Source organism: Kribbella sp. NPDC104740 (assembly GCF_055583505.1).
Map to the genome: position 1 here is coordinate 375,600 of NZ_JBVJNV010000001.1, position 18,479 is coordinate 394,078.

General features: G+C 70.5%; 17 protein-coding genes. 11 read left to right on the forward strand and 6 right to left on the reverse strand.

The annotated features are described in order from the left end of the window. Positions 1-164: 164 nt before the first annotated feature. From ACZ6Z4_RS01805 to ACZ6Z4_RS01835, 7 genes are all read left to right on the forward strand, one after another. Complete coding sequence (locus ACZ6Z4_RS01805; protein WP_465557091.1) at positions 165-2,327, forward strand: MDR family MFS transporter; 2,163 nt, start codon at positions 165-167, stop codon at positions 2,325-2,327. An 81-nt stretch (positions 2,328-2,408) separates the two neighbouring features. Further along, on the forward strand, positions 2,409-3,692 hold the full coding sequence (locus tag ACZ6Z4_RS01810; protein WP_465557093.1) for an SWIM zinc finger family protein: 1,284 nt from the start codon (positions 2,409-2,411) through the stop codon (positions 3,690-3,692). Positions 3,693-3,717: 25 nt separating this feature from the next. Further along, the gene (locus ACZ6Z4_RS01815; RefSeq protein ID WP_465557095.1) at positions 3,718-5,109 is read left to right on the forward strand and encodes a DUF5691 domain-containing protein; all 1,392 of its coding nucleotides are present in this window, start codon (positions 3,718-3,720) and stop codon (positions 5,107-5,109) included. Further along, entirely contained in the window at positions 5,106-6,185 is a 1,080-nt protein-coding gene (locus ACZ6Z4_RS01820; RefSeq protein WP_465557097.1) for an ATP-binding protein, read from the forward strand. The genes ACZ6Z4_RS01815 and ACZ6Z4_RS01820 overlap by 4 nt, the downstream gene beginning before the upstream one ends. After that, positions 6,185-8,353 (forward strand): DUF5682 family protein, encoded by a 2,169-nt coding sequence (locus tag ACZ6Z4_RS01825; protein ID WP_465557099.1) that lies wholly within the window; start codon positions 6,185-6,187, stop codon positions 8,351-8,353. Before ACZ6Z4_RS01820 ends, ACZ6Z4_RS01825 begins: the two co-directional genes overlap by 1 nt. Then, positions 8,353-9,501 (forward strand): VWA domain-containing protein, encoded by a 1,149-nt coding sequence (locus tag ACZ6Z4_RS01830; protein WP_465557101.1) that lies wholly within the window; start codon positions 8,353-8,355, stop codon positions 9,499-9,501. Before ACZ6Z4_RS01825 ends, ACZ6Z4_RS01830 begins: the two co-directional genes overlap by 1 nt. A gap of 31 nt (positions 9,502-9,532) precedes the next feature. After that, the gene (locus ACZ6Z4_RS01835; RefSeq protein WP_465557103.1) at positions 9,533-9,820 is read left to right on the forward strand and encodes a hypothetical protein; all 288 of its coding nucleotides are present in this window, start codon (positions 9,533-9,535) and stop codon (positions 9,818-9,820) included. A 27-nt stretch (positions 9,821-9,847) separates the two neighbouring features. Here ACZ6Z4_RS01835 and ACZ6Z4_RS01840 read toward each other — a convergent pair whose 3' ends face one another. The 3 genes from ACZ6Z4_RS01840 to ACZ6Z4_RS01850 are packed head-to-tail and all read right to left on the reverse strand — an operon-like array spanning position 9,848 to position 11,667. After that, positions 9,848-10,189 (reverse strand): YciI family protein, encoded by a 342-nt coding sequence (locus ACZ6Z4_RS01840; protein ID WP_363667823.1) that lies wholly within the window; start codon positions 10,187-10,189, stop codon positions 9,848-9,850. Positions 10,190-10,199: 10 nt separating this feature from the next. Further along, complete coding sequence (locus tag ACZ6Z4_RS01845) at positions 10,200-11,174, reverse strand: aldo/keto reductase (RefSeq protein WP_465557106.1); 975 nt, start codon at positions 11,172-11,174, stop codon at positions 10,200-10,202. 40 nt (positions 11,175-11,214) lie between these two features. After that, positions 11,215-11,667, reverse strand: coding sequence for an SRPBCC family protein (locus ACZ6Z4_RS01850; RefSeq protein WP_465557108.1), 453 nt, complete (start codon positions 11,665-11,667; stop codon positions 11,215-11,217). A gap of 96 nt (positions 11,668-11,763) precedes the next feature. On the opposite strand from ACZ6Z4_RS01850, the gene ACZ6Z4_RS01855 reads away from it, so the two are divergent. Beyond that, the gene (locus ACZ6Z4_RS01855; protein ID WP_465557110.1) at positions 11,764-12,345 is read left to right on the forward strand and encodes a TIGR03086 family metal-binding protein; all 582 of its coding nucleotides are present in this window, start codon (positions 11,764-11,766) and stop codon (positions 12,343-12,345) included. On the opposite strand, the gene ACZ6Z4_RS01860 is transcribed toward ACZ6Z4_RS01855, so the two are convergent. Beyond that, the gene (locus ACZ6Z4_RS01860; RefSeq protein ID WP_465560570.1) at positions 12,314-13,522 is read right to left on the reverse strand and encodes a hypothetical protein; all 1,209 of its coding nucleotides are present in this window, start codon (positions 13,520-13,522) and stop codon (positions 12,314-12,316) included. The two genes, ACZ6Z4_RS01855 and ACZ6Z4_RS01860, sit on opposite strands and share 32 nt — an antisense overlap. Beyond that, positions 13,506-14,549: a glycosyltransferase family 2 protein gene (locus tag ACZ6Z4_RS01865; RefSeq protein ID WP_465557112.1), complete on the reverse strand. Its 1,044-nt coding sequence runs from the start codon at positions 14,547-14,549 to the stop codon at positions 13,506-13,508. The genes ACZ6Z4_RS01860 and ACZ6Z4_RS01865 overlap by 17 nt, the downstream gene beginning before the upstream one ends. Before the next feature lie 70 nt (positions 14,550-14,619). Between ACZ6Z4_RS01865 and ACZ6Z4_RS01870 the strand changes: the two genes are divergently transcribed. Together ACZ6Z4_RS01870 and ACZ6Z4_RS01875 are read left to right on the forward strand one after the other, a co-directional pair. Continuing rightward, positions 14,620-15,183, forward strand: coding sequence for a TetR/AcrR family transcriptional regulator (locus ACZ6Z4_RS01870; RefSeq protein ID WP_465557114.1), 564 nt, complete (start codon positions 14,620-14,622; stop codon positions 15,181-15,183). After that, the gene (locus tag ACZ6Z4_RS01875; RefSeq protein WP_465557116.1) at positions 15,180-16,037 is read left to right on the forward strand and encodes an LLM class F420-dependent oxidoreductase; all 858 of its coding nucleotides are present in this window, start codon (positions 15,180-15,182) and stop codon (positions 16,035-16,037) included. The genes ACZ6Z4_RS01870 and ACZ6Z4_RS01875 overlap by 4 nt, the downstream gene beginning before the upstream one ends. On the opposite strand, the gene ACZ6Z4_RS01880 is transcribed toward ACZ6Z4_RS01875, so the two are convergent. Next, positions 16,034-17,047 carry a LacI family DNA-binding transcriptional regulator gene (locus tag ACZ6Z4_RS01880; RefSeq protein ID WP_465557118.1) on the reverse strand — a complete coding sequence of 338 codons (1,014 nt, stop codon included), beginning with the start codon at positions 17,045-17,047 and terminating at the stop codon, positions 16,034-16,036. The genes ACZ6Z4_RS01875 and ACZ6Z4_RS01880 overlap by 4 nt on opposite strands. Before the next feature lie 131 nt (positions 17,048-17,178). Between ACZ6Z4_RS01880 and ACZ6Z4_RS01885 the strand changes: the two genes are divergently transcribed. Next, the gene (locus ACZ6Z4_RS01885; protein WP_465557120.1) at positions 17,179-18,477 is read left to right on the forward strand and encodes an extracellular solute-binding protein; all 1,299 of its coding nucleotides are present in this window, start codon (positions 17,179-17,181) and stop codon (positions 18,475-18,477) included. The last annotated feature ends 2 nt before the right edge of the window (positions 18,478-18,479 follow it).

The window sequence follows — 18,479 nt, forward strand, 5'->3', positions numbered from 1 at the left end:
AACCCGATGGCTGACCCGGCATCAAGCGTGACGCTGAGCTGCCTTACAGTTTCCTACTGCAACCAAATAAGGCCTGGGTGAGGACCTGGAGGCCGTACTCCGCCCCGGAGCAGCCCGACCGGCTGTTCCGGCCGAACGACTGCGTGAGGACGGATCCACCCCCGATGGCTGTCACCGAGACCCCGGTCGCCGCGCCCGCGCCGGCACCCGCCCCCGCTCCCACCCGCGCCGCCGATCCCGAGCTCACGCACCGGGAGATCCTCGAGATCCTGGTCGGTCTGCTGGCCGCGCTGTTCACCGCGATGCTCAGCTCGACGATCGTCAGCAACGCGCTGCCGACGATCATCGCCGACCTCGAAGGCACCCAGACGCAGTACACCTGGGTGATCACCGCGAGCCTGCTGGCCACCACGGTCTCGACGCCGGTCTGGGGCAAGCTGTCCGACCTGATGAGCAAGAAGCTGCTCGTCCAGCTCGCGATCGTGCTGTTCGTGATCGGGTCGGCGCTGGCCGGGATGGCGCACAACGTGCCGTTCCTGATCGGGGCGCGGGTCCTGCAGGGACTGGCGATGGGCGGGCTGATGGCGCTCGCGCAGGCGATCATCGGCGCCGCGATCCCGCCGCGCGACCGCGGCCGGTACTCGGGGTACATGGGCGCTGTCGTCGCCGTCGCCACGGTCAGCGGGCCGTTGCTCGGCGGCGTCATCGTCGACACGGACTGGCTCGGCTGGCGCTGGTGCTTCTACGTGTGCGTGCCGCTGGCGATGATCAGCCTCGTCGTCCTGCAGCGCTACCTGCACCTGCCGCTGCTGAAGCGCAAGGTGCGGATGGACTACCTCGGCGCGATCCTGATCAGCGGCGCCGCAAGTCTCCCGCTGGTCTGGGTGTCGTTCGCCGGCACCCACTTCCCGTGGTGGTCGCGCGAGACGGCGTACTACCTCGGCGGTACGGCGGTGCTCGCGATCCTCGCGGTGGTCGTCGAGACCCGCGCGAAGGAGCCGCTGGTCCCGCTGTCCGTCGTACGGGAGCGGACGACGGCGCTGGCGATCGTGGCCAGCTTGGCGGTCGGGCTGGCGATGTTCGGGTCGGCGGTGTTCCTCGGGCAGTACTTCCAGATCGCGCGCGGCTACAGCGCGACCGAGTCCGGGCTGCTGACGATCCCGATGATGCTGGGGTCGTTCTTCGGGTCGGTGGGCGCGGGGCAGATGATCACGCGGTACGGGAAGTGGAAGCGGTATCTCGTGCTGGGCGGGTTGTTGCTGATCGGTGGGCTCGGAGTGCTCGGGACGATCGATCACACGAGCCCGTACTGGTATCTGGCAGTCGGCATGGGGGCGATGGGCATCGGCATGGGGATGCTGATGCAGAACCTGGTGCTGGCGGTGCAGAACACGGTGGATGTCAGCCAGGTGGGGGCCGCTAGTGCTTCGGTGACGTTCTTCCGGAGTCTGGGTGGTGCTGTTGGGGTTTCGGTGTTGGGTGCGGTGCTCGCCAGCCGGGTGACGGAATTGATCACGCGGAACCTGCGGGAGCTGGATCCGGGGGCCGGGCTGCAGGCGCCGGGGGCGAGCGTGCTGGATGTGGGTGCGTTGCCGCCGCAGGTGGCGGAGGTCGTACGGCATGCGTACGGCGATGCGACGGGACGGATCTTCCTGATCGCGGCGGCTGCCGGTGTGGTGAGTCTGCTGGCGGTGCTGTTCATCCGCGAGGTGCCGCTGCGGAGGACTGTGGCGATGAGTGAAGACGCCCCGACCGAAGTAGTTCCAGAGCCGACCGATGCTGCTGAGCGGGATGCGTTGGTTGCGCTCGGTGTCATCACTTCAGCCGAACGAACGGCCCTCGAACGCGAGCGGGAGGCCAGTCAACGAGTCGCCGCCGCGGCGACCGTCATCCGGCAGATGCGCACGGACGTGGCCGACCTGTTCACCCGGGTCGACCAGCAGATCGCCGACCTGGAGCGGACGCTTCCTCCGGTCGACAGCGAGCACCCGATGGCACCTGTCCTCGCCGCCCAGCCGCAGGACGGCGCCTGGGTGGACGAGCTGCGCCGGTACGAGCTGAGCGTGCTGAGCGCCAGCCAGCGGACCGCTGACCACCTGCGAGAGACCGCCAAGGCAGACGCCGAGGAGATCGTGTCGGCGGCGCGGACAGAGGAGGAGGCGATCCGCCAGCGGATCGCTGGGTTGCAAGCAGTAGAGCAGCAGCTACTGAGCGCCGTACGGGACGGACTGTCGGACACTCCGGCGCCTCCGCCTACCCCGCCTGCGACGCCGACCGGCAACGGTTACCCGAACAGGTACGAGTCCGAGCAGCAGGCCTTTGGGTGAGGTGTCTGTAGCTGATGGCATGCTCTCGTCTAGACGGAGGCGAGAGCGGGGAGCGTAGTGGGGCCTTGGGATGTGGAGCAGGTGCTGGCGCTTGCGCCGGATCCGGCCTCTGCGAAAGCCGGGCAGGCTCAGGCGCGGGTCACCAAGTGGTCCGAGGCCGGTAGCTCCGATGCCGCGCTCTGGGGGTACTGCCAGGGCAGCGGGAAGTCGCCGTACCAGACGTCGGTCGATCTGAGCGGGCCTGCGTTCAAGTGCAGCTGTCCGAGCCGGAAGTTTCCGTGCAAGCACTCGCTGGGGCTGATGTTGCTGTGGGCTGCTGGTGGGTTGCCGGCGGCGGAGGAGCCGGAGTGGGTCGACAAGTGGCTGGCCGAGCGCAGCAGTCGCGCGGAGAAGGCTGCTGAGCGGGCTGAGAAGAAGCCTGGCGAGGTTGCTGACCCACTGGCTGCGCAGGCGCGGGCCACGCGGCGGGCTGATCGGGTGTCTGCGGGGATGGCTGAGCTGGAGAGCTGGCTCGACGACCAGGTACGGAAAGGGCTCAGCGGGTTCGAGCAGCGTGGGTACGAGGAGCTGAGCCGGCTGGCGGCGCGGATGGTCGACGCGCAGGCGCCTGGTGTTGCCGGCGCTGTACGACGAGCAGCCGGGGTGGTCGGGCGTGGCCACGGGTGGCCGGGGGAGTTGCTGGAGGAGCTGGCGCTCATCCACCTGACTGTGTCGGCGCACAGCCGCCTGCGTGATCTGCCGCCTGCGATGGCCGACACGGTGCAGACGCGCATCGGATGGACCGTGGAGACCGCCCGCGTCCAGGCTGAGGGGGAGAAGGTCGAGGACGACTGGCTGGTGCTGGGGCGGGTCGTCGAGCCTGACGACCGGTTGACCGTACGGCGGCTTTGGTTGCGTGGGGCAACAAGTGGGCGGCTGGCGCTGATTCTCGCGTTCGCGCCCGCTGGTCGCCGGCTCGATCCGCTGCCTGCGCGCCCGGGCGAGCTGCTTCCCGCCGTGCTCTCGTTCTATCCCGGTGCCCTGCCGCTCCGCGCTCTCCTCACCCAGACTGCCCCTCGCCTTCCTGGTCCCAGGCCGTCCGGCCTCACCGCGCACCAGGCGCTCGCCGCGTATGTCGAATCGCTCACCGCCGACCCGTGGAACGAGCGCTGGCCGCTGGTGCTGCAGGACGTGCGCCCAGCGCGCAACGGCTCCACCTGGGCGCTGGTCGACGGAGACGGAGCGCTGGAGGTTCTGCCGACGTTCGACCCGTGGAAGCTGCTGGCCGTCTCCGCGGGCGCGCCGATCACCGTCGCAGGCGAATGGAACCGAGCGGGCTTCCGCCCGATGACCGCGTGGGACGGCGACCGAGCGGTGATCGTGTGAGCGGACGTGTCGCGGGGGTGTGCGGATGAGGGGCTGGGACGGGCTTGTCTCCTCCGCTCTGCTGGGGACCGAGCGGCGGCCTCCGGTGTTCGACGAGCTTCCTCCGGCAGTGCAGGAGCAGCTGAAGGACGATGCCGGGCTGCTGGATGCCGCAGCACTGGCGACGCTCTACAAGCGAGCAGGACGCCTTCCTCTGCAAGGGATTGAGGCGTTGCCGGAAGCTCAAGGCGACGACCGCCCACTCCCGCGGAGCAACGCGATCCGACGCCTGGCGGCGATGCTCACAGGCTTCCAGTCGGCAGCACTAGGCGAGTGGTTGCGGGTTGCGGACGCGAAGGGCTGGGGGATCCCACCGGAGCACCTGCCGGCGCTGGCCGACTACGCGCGAGGCAGAGCGGAGTACCGGCCGTTGGTGGTCGCCGCTGCGGGGCGGCGCGCTGCCTGGTTGGCGGAGCTGAACCCGGAGTGGCGCTTCATGCATGAGGCGGTCAACGACGACCCGCAGGTGTGGACACACGGCAACGCGCTGCAGCGGCGGGCCTGGTTCAAGCGGTTGCGCACCACCGACCCAGCAGCAGCGCTGGAGGCGTTGCGGGACGTGTGGCCGAGCGAGACGGCCGCTACCCGAGTGGAGTTCCTGGGAGCGCTGCGCACGGGGTTGAGCGCGCAGGATGAGGAGTTCCTCGAGCACGCGCTCGACGACCGGGCCAAGGACGTACGGCGACTCGCGGCCGACCTGCTGGCGAGCATCGGCGGTTCGCAGTACAGCCTGCGGATGGCTGAGCGGGTGGCGGCGTACCTGACCGAGACGCAGGGTGTCCTGGCGATCCAGCTGCCCGAGCGGGTCACCAAGGCGATGGAGCGGGACGGCATCGACCCGCAGGCGCACCCAGGGCTCGGCCGTCGCGCTGGGTGGTTGAAGCAGCTCGTCGCAGCAGCCCCGCTGCCGTCGCCAGACATCCTGCAGCGACCGGTTGAAGGCGTAGCAGCAGAAGTGCTCCAAGCAGCCTGGGCCGAGGCAGCTGTCCGCGAGCAGCGCGTTGACTGGGCCACCGCACTGCTCCTGAGCGACGCAGCGACCGACGGACGCACGGGCGAGCTGCTCCGAGTGCTGCCCGCCGAGCAGTGGCCGCAAGCGATCGAGCACCTGCGGAAGACCACTGACCTCACCGAGCTCGTCGGCGGCCTCCCCGTCCCCTGGCCGGCGCCGCTGGCTCAGCTGGTGCTCGACCTGCTGGCCAAGGCCGGCACCCACCGCAGCTGGGCTCGCCTGGCGAGCACGGCCGCTCGCGCCGTACCGCCTGAGGTTCTGAACCACCCGATCACCCGTGAGCCGACCGGTGAGGAAGACACCTGGCGCCTGCGCCTGGTGGAGACCCTGAATTTCCGTCGTGAGATGTACGAGGAGCTGTCATGAGCACTGCCGTCATGCGCCCGCATGCCGAATCCGAGTACGCCGACGAGCTGGCGGCGCTGGCCGCCACCGACGACAGGGCTCGGCCGCCGGCCTGGCAGCTGTCGCCCGCGGCCGTGGTCACGTACCTGCTCGGTGGCCAGGCCGGAGACACCGAGATCACCCCCAAGTACGTCGGCCCGCGCCGCCTGATCGAGGTTGCCGTCGCCACGCTGGCGACCGACCGGGCGCTGCTCCTGCTCGGCGTACCCGGTACGGCGAAGACCTGGGTCAGCGAGCACCTCGCGGCGGCGATCTGCGGCGACTCGACGCTGCTGGTCCAGGGCACCGCCGGTACGGCGGAGGAGGCGATCCGCTACGGCTGGAACTACGCGCAGCTGATCGCCCAGGGCCCGAGCGAGGCGGCGCTGGTGCCGAGCCCGGTGCAGCGCGCGATGGCCGAGGCGAAGATCGCGCGGATCGAGGAGCTGACCCGGATGCCGTCCGACGTGCAGGACGCGCTGATCACGATCCTGTCCGAGAAGGCGCTGCCGATCCCGGAGCTGGCCGGTGAGGTCCAGGCTCGCAAGGGCTTCAACGTGATCGCCACCGCGAACGACCGCGACAAGGGCGTCAACGAGTTGTCGAGCGCGCTCCGGCGCCGCTTCAACACCGTCGTGCTGCCGCTGCCGGACTCCGCCGACGACGAGGTCGAGATCGTCTCCCGCCGGGTCGCGCAGCTCGGCGCGTCGCTGGAGCTGCCGCCGCAGGACAGCGCGCTCGACGAGATCCGCCGCGTCGTCACGGTCTTCCGCGAGCTGCGTTCGGGCCGGACCGAGGACGGCCGGACCGCGGTCAAGTCGCCGTCCGGCACGCTGTCGACCGCCGAGGCGATCAGCGTCGTCACCGGTGGGCTCGCCCTCGCGGCCCACTTCGGCGACGGCGTCCTGCGCTCGTACGACGTGGCCGGCGGCATCCTCGGCGCGGTCGTCAAGGACCCGTCGGCCGACCGGGTGGTCTGGTCGGAGTACCTGGAGACCGTGGTCCGCGAGCGCGACGGCTGGTCGGACTTCTACCGGGCGTGCCGGGACCTGAGCTGATGCCCGTCCACCTGTTCGGGATCAGGCACCACGGTCCGGGGTCGGCCCGGGCGCTGGTGGCTGCCCTGGCCGACCTGCAGCCGGACATCGTGCTGATCGAGGGTCCGCCCGAGGCCGACAAGGTGGTCGAGCTGGCCGCGGACCCCGAGATGGTGCCGCCGGTCGCACTGCTGGCGTACGCCGTCGACGACTCGACCCGGGCCGCGTTCTGGCCGTTCGCGGTGTTCAGCCCGGAGTGGCAGGCGATCCGGTTCGCGCTCGCGAGCGACGTACCGGTGCGGTTCTGCGACCTGCCCGCGGCGCTCATGTTCGGGTCGTCGGAGCGCGAGCGCGGTGCGTCGATCGACCCGCTCGCGACGCTGGCGGCGGCCGGTGGGTACGACGACCCGGAGCGCTGGTGGGACGACGTGATCGAGCACCGGCGCGACGGCGCCGAGCCGTTCACGGTGATCGCCGAGGCGATGCGCGAGCTGCGGCACGGCGAGCAGGCGACCGGCCGCGAGGCCCAGCGCGAGGCGTACATGCGGCAGACGCTGCGCAAGGCGATCAAGGAGGGTTTCGAGCGGATCGCCGTGGTCTGCGGCGCCTGGCACGTCCCGGCGCTGACCGCACCGTTGCCTCCGGCAACACATGACGCGCGGATCCTGAAGGGCCTGGCCAAGCGCAAGGTCGCGTGCACCTGGGTGCCGTGGACGCACAGCCGGCTGGCCAACGCGAGTGGGTACGGCGCGGGCGTGACGTCGCCGGGCTGGTACCACCACCTGTTCACAGCGCCCGACCAGATCACCACGCGCTGGCTGACCAAGGTCGCGCGGGTGCTGCGCGCCGAGGACCTGCCGGTGTCGAGTGCCCACGTGATCGAGGCCGTACGGCTCGCGGAAACCCTTGCGGCGTTGAGGGAACGGCCGCTCGCCGGGCTGAGCGAGATGACCGAGGCGACGCGCGCCGTCCTGTGCGGCGGGAACGACGTACTGCTCGATCTGGTGACGCGGGAAGCCGTCGTCGGTGAGCTGCTCGGGAGTGTTCCGGGTGACACGCCGCAGGCGCCGGTCGCGGCGGATCTGGCCGCGCAGGCGCGGCGGCTGCGGTTGAAGCGCGACCCGGCCGAGCGGGTAATCGATCTCGATCTGCGCAAGGAGAACGACCGGGAGAAGTCGCATCTGCTGCACCGGTTGCGGATCCTCGGCATCGACTGGGGCCGGCCGACGTCGGACGACCGGCGGGCACAGGGCACGTTTCGCGAGATGTGGAAGCTGGCTTGGGATCCCGGGCTCGAGGTCGACCTGGTCGCGGCCGGAGCGCACGGTACGACGGTCGCGGGGGCGGCGACGACGAAGATGCTCGCGGCTGCTGCTGACTCGTCGACGCTCGCTGAGGTGACCGCGGCGCTGGAACGGTCGTTGCTCGCGGATCTCGCCGAGGCGTTGCCGGCCTTGCTCGCGGGAGTGGACACACGCGCGGCGAAGGATGCGGACGTCGGGCACCTGATGGCCGCGCTGCCGGCGCTGGCGCGGTCCGCGCGGTACGGCGACGTACGGGGAAGTGACACGGCCGGGCTCGGAGCCGTTGCCGAGCGGATGGTGGCTCGGGTGTGCGCCGGGCTCGGACGGACTGTGCACGGGCTCGATCCGGAGGCGGCCGCGGCCGTGCTGGAGCGGATCGACGGGGTGCAGGACGCGACGGCGTTGCTCTCCGCGGAGTCGCGCGAGCTCTGGCTGGCGACGCTGGAAGGGCTGAGCGACCGTACGTCGGTGCCGCCGCTGATCGGCGGGCGGTTGACGCGGCTGATGCTCGACACGTCACGCGTCTCGGCGGGGGAAGTCGCGCTCAGGCTGGGACGCGCGTTGTCGCCGGGAACGCCGACCGGCGAGGCCGCTGGGTACGTCGAAGGGTTCCTGGCCGGTGGCGGTCTGCTGCTCGTGCACGACGAACGGCTGCTCGGGCTGGTCGACGGATGGCTCGCGGCGATCCCGGACGAGGCGTTCCTGGAGGTTCTGCCCTTGCTGCGCAGGACTTTCGGGACCTTCGCCAAGCCCGAGCGCCGGTCGATCGGCGAGCGCGCGCAGGCGCTGGGCGGGCCGGTGCGGATCGTTGCTGAGGACAATGACCTGGACGCCGAGCTGGCGGCGTCGGTGCTGCCGACGGTCGCCCGATTGCTGGGGGTGTGATGAACGACGAACGCCTGCGTCGCTGGCGGATGGTGCTCGGCAGCGAGGCCGACCCGGAGACCGGTACGACGCTGTCGAAGCAGGACCAGTCGGTCGACGCGGCGCTGGCCGCCCTGTACGACGCCGAGCGCGGTGAGCCGGGGACCAAGCGGTCGGCCGGGCTCGGCTCGTCGGCGCCGCGGGTGGCGCGCTGGCTCGGCGACATCCGGGGGTACTTCCCGAGCTCCGTCGTCCAGGTCATGCAGCGTGACGCCGTCGAGCGGCTCGGGATCACCCGGATGCTGATGGAGCCCGAACTGCTGAACGCCGTCGAACCCGACGTACACCTGGTCAGCACGCTGCTCGCGCTGAACGAGGTGATGCCCGAGGAGACCAAGCAGACCGCGCGCGAGGTGGTCGGCCGGGTCGTCGCCGACCTGGAGAAACGCCTCGCCGAGCGGACCCGGGCCGCTGTCACCGGCGCCCTCGACCGGGCCGGCCGCACCGCCCGGCCGCGGCACGCGGACATCGACTGGGACCGCACGGTCCGGCTCAACCTGAAGCATTTCTCGCCGGCGCTCGGCACGATCGTCCCAGACCGGCTGGTCGGGTACGCGCGGCGCAACCACAGCGTGCAGCGCGACATCGTGCTGGCGATCGACCAGTCCGGTTCGATGGCCGAGTCGGTCGTCTACGCGAGCGTGTTCGGCGCCGTACTGGGGTCGCTGCGGTCGTTGCGGACCAGCCTGGTCGTCTTCGACACGGCGGTCGTCGACCTGACCGACCAGCTGGAAGACCCGGTCGACGTGCTGTTCGGGACGCAGCTCGGCGGCGGGACGGACATCAACCGGGCGCTGGCGTACTGCGAGACGCTGATCGCCCGGCCGGCCGAGACCGTGGTGGTGCTGATCAGCGACCTGTACGAGGGCGGCAACCGCGAGGAGCTGCTGCGGCGGGCCCGCTCGCTGGTCGACTCCGGCGTTCAGGTCGTCGCGCTGCTCGCGCTGGCCGACTCGGGGGCGCCGTCGTACGACGCCGACAACGCGGCGGCCTTCGCTGATCTGGGCATCCCGACGTTCGCCTGTACGCCGGACCTCTTCCCGGACCTGATGGCGACGGCGATCCGCCGGGAGGACATCGGGCAGTGGGCCGCGGTGAACCTGATATAGTCATCATTACTGACTATCAAGGATGGTTACCATGACTGCTGTGGAACTGACCCGCTTCAAGGCCGCCCGGCGGGACGAGCTGCTGGCCGCCCGCCCGGGGATGCTCGCCGACTTCGCGGCGGACCGGACCGGCTTCGTCTCCGCCCGCCTCGTCGAGCTGGCCGACGACGAGTGGCTCGACATCGTCGAGTGGGAGACCAGCGAGGACTACAAGGCGAGCAGCGCGAAGGGCCCGAACCTGCCCGGGATCGCCGCCTTCTTCGCGGCGATCGACGCGCTGGTGAGCGCCGAAGAGGGCGTCCTCAGCTCGTTCGAGTGAGCAGCTGAGCTCGCCCCGAGTGAGCGGTCAGTCGGCCAGCTGAAGGATGTCGATCTCGGTCCCGGGGTCGACCTCGGCGAACCGCAGCGCCCACCGGACGGCCTCCTCCTTCGAGGCGACCCGGATGATCGACAGGCCCGCGACCAGCTCTTTCGTCTCGGTGAACGGCCCGTCCAGCACCCGCGGCGGGCCGTCGGGGAAGCTGACCCGCGCGCCGTAGCTGCTCGGCAGCAACCCCTCGGCGACGAGCAGCACGCCGGCCTGGCGCATCTCCTCCAGCACCGCGTCGGCCCGGGCCAGGATCTCCGGGTCCGGCGCCTCGCCGGCCTCGAGTGCCGGGTTCGTCTTGTGCATCATCGCGAATCGCATCCGCACCTCCTCAGGCCGACCGTAGCGGGATCAGGCCCGCCTGTTCCAGGGCGCGCCAGTACGCCGGGGGGATGCGGTGGTCGAGGTAGCCCGCGACCTCGGTGATCTCGGCCGGGGTGCGGGCGCCGACGACCACGGCCGGGATCGCCGGGTGCGCGAGCGGGAACTGCAGCGCGGCGGCCGGCAGGTGCACGCCGTACCGGTCGCTGATCCGCCGCAGCTGGTCGAGGCGAGCGGCGACCTCAGGTGGGAGCGGTGGATACCGCACCGGGCTCGGACTCTTGCTCGGCACCGCGAGCGGCCCGCCCTGGAAGACTCCCGCACCGATGATCGCGACACCCAGCTGCTGCGCGAGCGGAAGCAGCTCCTCGGCGGCGGTCTGGTCGAGCAAGCTGTACCGCCCGGCGATCAGCACGCAGTCGGGCGTCGCGCTCGCCTCGCGAAGGAACCTCGCGGCGACATCCGCGTGATTGATCCCGAGCGACAGCGCCCGGATCGTCCCCCGGTCGCGCAGCTCCACGAGCGCCCGCAGCGCCTCGGTCGAAGCCGTCGGGTAGTCGAGCTCAGGGTCGTGGATGTGCAGGATGTCGATGCGATCGATCCCCATCCGCTGCAGGCTCTCCTCGAACGAGCGCATCACCGCGCCGTACGAGTAGTCCAGCCGAGGCCCGATCCCCGCGGGCGGCTCGGCCCAGATCGGCTGCAGATCGGTCCCACCGGGCTCGATCAACCGCCCGACCTTCGTGCACAGCACGTACGCGTCCCGGGGCCGCCCGCGCAACGCTGTTCCCGCCCGCCGCTCGGAGACCCCGTACCCGTACACCGGCGCCGTGTCGAAGAACCGCACCCCGAGCTCCCAGGCCCGGTCGATCGTCGCCACCGCCTGCCCCTCAGGCACCTCGGCGAACATCCCCGCCAACGAAGCCAGCCCCAGTCCGAGCTCGCTCACCGCCAACCCACTCCGCCCGAGCTCCACCCAACGCATGCCGGTGACAGTACGAACTGCCACCGACAAAATCGTCCGGCTACCGCGGGACGTCGCCCCGCCAGGCTCCGGTCTCGGTGCCCTGCGCCTCGATGAACGTCTTGAAGCGCTGCAGATCACCCTTCACCCGGCCCTCGACCACGCCGAGCTTGTCGCCGACCTTCTCCAGGAAACCCTCCGGGTCGATCTCCATCTGAGCCGTCACCCGGGTGGTGGTCGGGTCGAGCTGGTGGAAGGTGATGACGCCCGCGTGGTGCGGGCCCGAGTCCGACTTCCACGCGACACGCTCGTCGGGGTGCTGCTCGGTGATCGTGGCGTCGAACTCCCGGGTCGCGCCGCCCACCCGCGTCACCCAGTGCGTGTGCGTGGCGTCCAGCTGGCGGACCTCCTCGACCCCGTCCATGAAGTGCGGGAAGGACTCGAACTGGGTCCACTGGTTGTACGCCGTCGTGACCGGTACGGCGACGTCCACGGACTGCGTGATGCCACTCATCACGGAACCTCCTCATCATCAGCGAGCCGCCCCGGTACCCGGCGACGGGTGGCTCAGACGGTTCTGTTTCGGCCGATCGGGTGGCAGGGTGGCCCGATGGCAGACATCGGGGACCGGTACAGGCGGCGGGCGCAGGCCTTCGAGGACAAGGTCGCGAGGGTCGGGGCAGGGGACTGGGGCAACCAGTCGCCCTGTGTGAAGTGGACGGCGCGGGACGTGGTCGACCACGTGATCGCGATGCACGGCTACATGCTCGGGCCGGTGGGCCGTTCGTTCGGCAACGACGACGACCCGCTCACCACGTTCCGCGCGGCCCGCAAGGCGGTCGAGGAGGTGCTCGACAACCCCGAGCTCGCCGCGCAGGAGGTCGACACGCCGGCGGGAAGGATGACCGCCGAGGCGCAGATCGACCAGGTGGTCAGCGACGACCTGGTGCTGCACGGCTGGGACCTGGCCCGTGCCACCGGCCAGGACGAGACCATCGACCCGGCCGACGTCGAGCGGCTCTGGCGGAGTACGACCGCGATCCCGGCCGAGATGATGACGCTCTACCGCACCCCGGGCGCCTTCGGCCCCGACGTCGAGGTCTTCGGCCCCGAGATCCCTGTTCCGGCAGACGCCCCGCTGCAGGACCGCCTGCTCGGGTTCATCGGGAGGGATCCTTCAGTACGGCGCTGAGCTGGTCGGCCGCGTAGTACACCGAGCTGTCCGCGCACAGCGGCGCCGAGTCGATCCGAGCCGCCAGCGTCGCGGCGTCCGGCACCAGCAGCGCGTCGCCGCGGTCGACCACCGGCTGCAGGTACTCGTGCCCGGGCAGCTCGGCGACCGCCGTACGGCAGCCCAGCGCCATCCCCTCGAACAGCGCCGTCGTCGACACACCCACCTGGTACGCCGCCGCCCGCTGCAGCTCCACCGTGGACTCAGCCGACCCGGCGGAGACCCGCAGCCGGCTGTCGACGGGCAGCAGGTAGTCCGACAGGTGCTCGCTCGGGTGCAGCCGGTAGACCACGTCCAGCTCCGGCCGTGAGCCCGCGAACGCGACCGCGAAGTCGAACAGCTCCCGCCCGATCGTGCCCTGCGAGAGGAACAGCACCTGGTCGCCGACCTTCAGTGACTCGTCAGCAGCCGGCAGGAACGGCGCCCCGATCACCGCGGTCGTCATCCCGGCCGGCAGCTCGGCGACGGTCTCCCAGTACGAGCCGAAGCACCACAGCTCGTCCGGCTGGTCGGCGACGACCGGGCTGCCGGGGTAGCTGTAGCCGAGGTGGTACGGGCTGATCGCGCCGTGCTGCAGCTCGACCACCGGGACGCCGAGGTCGCGGGCCGCGCCGGTGATGTGCTGGTGGAAGTACGACACCACGGAGTACACGGTCTTGATCCGGTGCCGGCGCAGCAGCGCCCGGTAGAGCGTGCGCAGCCGCAGGTGCTTCGGGATCTCGCGGGCGACCAGCGCGCCGATCGGGACCTTGACGCCGGTCAATGCCTCGAGCGCGTTCGCGATCGTCGTGGTCCGGGCGTCGATCGAGCGGCTGCGGACCGCGCCCGCGGCCGAGGTGAAGAAGTCGAGGTTCCGGCTGCCCGCGAGCGGTGTCCCGTTGATCCCGGAGTCCAGCACCAGCGCCGACGAGCCGAGCTCGATGCGCAGCTTGTCGGTGTAGATCTCGATCCCGGCGGGCTTGCGCGGGTGCGGCACCACCAGGGCGTCGTACGTGCCGCCGGCCAGGAACGGGTTCTTCCCGACGACGCCGGCCACGTGCTTGCCGACCAGGCGGGCCTTGTCCGACCGGGTCCGGCGTACCGGGTGGGGCTCGCCGTGGATGCCGCCGCGTTTGGTCAGCTCATGGAAGACGCGCATCCGGATGATCGGCCACGGGTGGGCGCCCTGGATCCGCCAGCTCAGCAGATCCAGCTCCCGTTCCAGCTGCCAGATCGCGTGGCACAGCGTCGCCACCGTCGGTGTGGTGCCGTTCCCGGTACTCGTCATGGTTGATCCCTACTATGCCCGCGAGGCTGCCGATGCCCGAGAAGAACCGGCGAACGGCCTTCAGCAGATAGGTCTTGCGTACCAGCACCAGACCGGCCAGGCCGTAGACGAAGGCCGATCCGATCCGCGCCAGAGCATAGGCCAGCGCCTTCGCGATGCTGGCCACGCCCGGCCGGATCAGCACCCGGGAGATGCTGTCGCCGCTGCCTGACCGGAACGCGCGCCGGACCAGCCAGCGCAGCGTGGTCCGCGACGCCGGCACGTCCTCGGTGATCCGGGCCTCCTCGCACCAGACGATCCGGAACCCGGCCTGGTGCACGCGCAGGAAGAAGTGCAGGTCGCTGGAGCCGGTGAACCGGAACGCGGGGTGGAAGGCCGGCGTGACCTGGTGGTACACCTTCTGCGCGACCAGCGTGTTGTTCGTGTACGCCTTGTTCAGCACGTCACCGGTCTTGTGCTTGCCGGTGGAGTCGTGCACGTCGCTGTACCGGTTCCAGGCCGGGGCGTCCGGCGGCAGGATGCCCTGGATCGGGCCCGTCACGACGTCCGCGCCGGTGCTCTCCCAGGCGCCGAGCAGCGTCGCCAGCCAGCCCGCGGGCGCGACCTCGTCGTCGTCGACGAAGATCAGCGCGTCGTCGTCCCAGCAGAGCTGGACCGACTTCTCGCGGGCGAACGGGATGCCGGGCTCGGGCTCGATCTCCGAGACCACCTCGTACGGGCCGGTTGACGCGGCAATCACTTCCGCGGCCGAGCCGGCCGCGTCGTTGTCGACCACGACGATCCGTACGGCGTAGTCGCTGTCCGCGGGCAACTCCTGGGCCTGCAGACTGTCCAGCAGGTCCTTCAGCAGCTCGGGTCGCCGAAAGGTGATGACGGCGATGGCGACGGAGGTGCTCATGGCGTCCGAGACTATCGGTCTGCCTCGGGCGAGGCCATTCGGTGCTGTACCTGTCAGTACAGTGAACAGGGTGGAGACAGTCGAGCGGTTGATCCGGAGCACGCAGCAGCTGCTCTGGGAGCGGGGCTACGTGGGCACCAGCCCGAAGGCGATCCAGGCCGCGGCCGACGCCGGGCAGGGCAGCATGTACCACCACTTCACCGGTAAGGCCGAGCTGGCCAAGGTGGCGATCGAGCGGTCCGCGACCGAGCTGACCGCGGCGGCCGAGGAGCAGCTGTCCGGCCCCGGTACGGCGGTCGAACGCATCACCCGGTACCTGGAGCGCGACCGCGAGGTGCAGAAGGGCTGCCGGATCGGCCGACTCACCGCCGACCCGGACGTGATGGCCGACGCAGGCCTGCGCGCGCCGGTCGACGCGACCTTCCGGCGGATCCGCGAACGGCTCGCCGAGATCCTTGCCGAGGGCAAGGAGTCGGGCGAGTTCCCGGCCGCGCTCGACCCGGTCGCCACCGCCGCGACCGTCGCCGCCGTACTGCAGGGTGGGTACGTGCTGGCCCGCGCGGCCGGTGACGACGCGCCGTTCGACCAGGCTGTCCGCGGAATCGTCCACCTACTGCAAGGAGCCGCACGATGAGGATCGGTGCCGTCTTTCCCCAGCTCGAGATCGGCAGCGACCCGGCGGTGGTCCGGTCCTGGGCCGAGACCGTCGAACAGGCCGGCTACACCCATGTCGTTGCCTACGACCACGTTCTCGGCGCCGACCCGGCGAACCGCCCGGGCTGGACCGGCTACACCGACAAGTCCTTGTTCCACGAGGTTTTCGTGCTCTTCGGCTACCTCGCGGCGATCACCACCCAGGTCGAGCTGGTCACCGGAGTGGTGATCCTCCCGCAGCGCCAGACCGCGCTGGTCGCGAAGCAGGCCGCCGAGGTCGACGTGCTCAGCGGCGGCCGGCTCCGGCTCGGCGTCGGGATCGGCTGGAACCCGGTCGAGTACGACGCGCTCGGCGTCCCCTTCAAGCAGCGCGGCGCCAAGCTGGAGGAGCAGGTCGATCTGCTCCGCAAGCTCTGGGCCGACCCGGTCATCTCGTACGACGGCAAGTACCACCGCTTCGAGGAGGCCGGCCTGAACCCGTTGCCCGGTCGCCGGATCCCGATCTGGTTCGGCGGCGGCGCCGAGGCGGTGCTGCGCCGGACCGGCGAGCTCGGCGACGGCTGGATGCCGCAGAGCGGGCCGACCGACGAGGCCCGCGCCGCGGTCGAGCGGATCCGCGCGTACGCCGTACAGGCCGGGCGCGACCCTGCGGAGATCGGCATCGAGGCGCGGCTCACCCTCGGCCGCGTCCCCGAGTCCGAGTGGGCCGCCTTCGCCGCCGCCTGGCGCGAGCTCGGCGCGACGCACCTCGACGTCAACACGATGGGGATGGGTCTGACCTCGCCCGGCGAGCACGCCGCGGTTCTGCGCGACGTGCTGCCGGCGCTCGGCTAGCCCTTCGACGGGGTGTTCGCGGTCGAGCCCCGGATGACCAGCGGGCAGGGCAGGGTGACGATCTCCGTCGGGCGGTCCGGTTCGGCGATCCGGAGCCGGAGCAGGTCGATGCCCTTCTCGACGATCGCGTGGATCGGCTGCGCGACCGAGGTCAGGTCGAACGACTCCCAGGCGGCCAGGTCGGTGTTGTCGTAGCCGATCACCCAGACGTCGTCGGGCACCCGGACGCCGAGCGCGCGGGCGCCGTCCAGGATGCCGAAGGCGAGCAGGTCGGTCATCGTGTAGATCGCGGTCGGCGGCTTCTTCTGCGAGAGCAGCTTCTGCGCCGCCGCGTGACCGTCCGCGTGCGGTACGCCGACCGTCACCGTGTTGCGCGCCTTGATCTTCACGCCCGCGTCGGCGAGCCCGGCCCGGAAGCCGAGCTCGCGGTCCCGGGATGTGTTCCCGGTGTGCTCCAGCCGGGCCAGCCCGATCTCGGTGTGACCGGCCTCGGCGAGGTACCGGCCGGCGTCGTACGCGCCCTGCCAGTTGTCGCCGACGACCTGGTCGCAGTCGAGCCCGTCGATGCCGCGGTGCAGCAGGACGGTCGGCGTACCGGACTCGACGGCCATCGTGTGCAGCGTCGAGTCGTACGTCGCGGAGGTGAGCAGGAAGCCGTCGACGAGCCGCTGCTGCAGCACGCGGCTGACCGACTCCTCCGGGTCGTGCTCGATGTTCCACAGGATCATGTGCAGCCCGAGCGAGCTCAGCACGCGGCCGATCTCGTCGAGCAGCTCGGCGTGGAACGGGCTGGTCACGCGGGTCATGAACACACCGATGGTGTCGGTGCGGCCGGTCTTCATCGCGCGGGCCAGCGCGTTCGGCGTGTAGTTGGCCTCCTTGAGCACCTGCAGCACCCGGGCCCGGGTCTCCGGGTTCACCCGCGGGTTGTTGGTCAGCACCCGGGACACCGTCGCCTGCGAAACCCCCGCCAGGCGCGCCAGGTCCCTGCTCGTCGGTGGACGTCCCATCGCCGCCTCCCCTCGTGGTCGGAGCCGAAACCCTACTGAAGAGTGTGGCCACTCGCCGTTGACCACTGCAGAATAGCTGTGTATACGTATTCATTGTATACGTATTCATCCATCGTGGATGGGAGATTCCGGTGCAGACAATCCCCTCCAACCTCAGCCGCCGCAAGTTCCTGGCGGGGCTGGGCGGCATCGCGGCCGGCACCATGCTGGCCGGCTGCGGTGGCAGCGGCAACGACGCGGGCGGTGGCGGCAAGGGCCTCACCTTCCTCAACTGGCAGCAGGTCAAGGGAACGCCGCTGGAGCAGGCGATCCAGGCCCACGAGAAGGCCTCGGGTGCGAGCGTCACGATCCAGCCCGCGGTCACCCAGGAGTACGACACCAAGATGCGCACGCTGCTGGCCGGTGGGGCACCGCCGGACGTGATGCGGATCAACGACGACTTCGTCCGCGGCTTCTCCGAGCAGGGCGCGCTGCTCGACCTGCGCCCGTACATCGAGAAGGACGGGCTGGACACCACGCAGTTCGCCAAGGAGGTGTACGAGTTCCCGAAGCAGCCCGACGGGTCGCACACCGCCTGGGTGGTCGGCTACGAGCCGCGGCTGGTCTTCTACAACGTCGACATGTTCAAGGAGGCTGGCGTCCCGCTGCCGCCGGCGACCTGGAGCGCGGAGGGCTGGCACTGGGACGACTTCACCGACCGGGCCAAGAAGCTCACCATCCCGGGCAAGCGGTACGGCGGGCTGATCTACCTGGACACCGGGTACGAGCAGACGTTCACCGTGAACCACGGCAGCGAGACCGGGATCTTCTCCACCGACGGCACCAAGTTCACGCTGTCCGGGGACAAGGAGATCGAGGCCCTGCAGTGGGCCACCGACCTGACCTGCAAGGACAAGGTGCAGCCGCCCTGGTCGTCGCTGCAGCAGGACAACGCCGAGACGCAGATGTTCGCGCAGGGCAAACTGGCGATGCTCTACGCGACCTTCGGCACGGTGCCGTACCTGCGCACGACGATCAAGGACTTCACCTGGGACGTCGCGCCGCCGCCGGCCGACCTGGAGCAGAAGACCGAGTCCAGCGTGATCGTCTTCTGCATCCCCAAGTCGGCCAAGAACCCCGACCAGGCCTGGGCGCTGCTCAAGTACCTGGCCAGCGAGGACGGCGGCCGGATCCTGCTCGAGGGTGGTTCGTTCACGCCGATCAACAACAAGGCGGCGGCCGAGCTCGCGCCGAAGGGCAAGATGCCCGAGCACATCGGCCTGTTCGGTGAGGCGTCCAAGCACCTCACCGCGACCAACCAGACCAAGAACACGCTCGGCGCCCGGGAGCTGTACCGGCCCGCGCTCGACCAGGCCTACAACTGCGAGAAGCCGGTCGCCGAGGTGCTCCAACAGATCACGCCGCAGGTGGAGACCGCACTGAAGGGCTGATT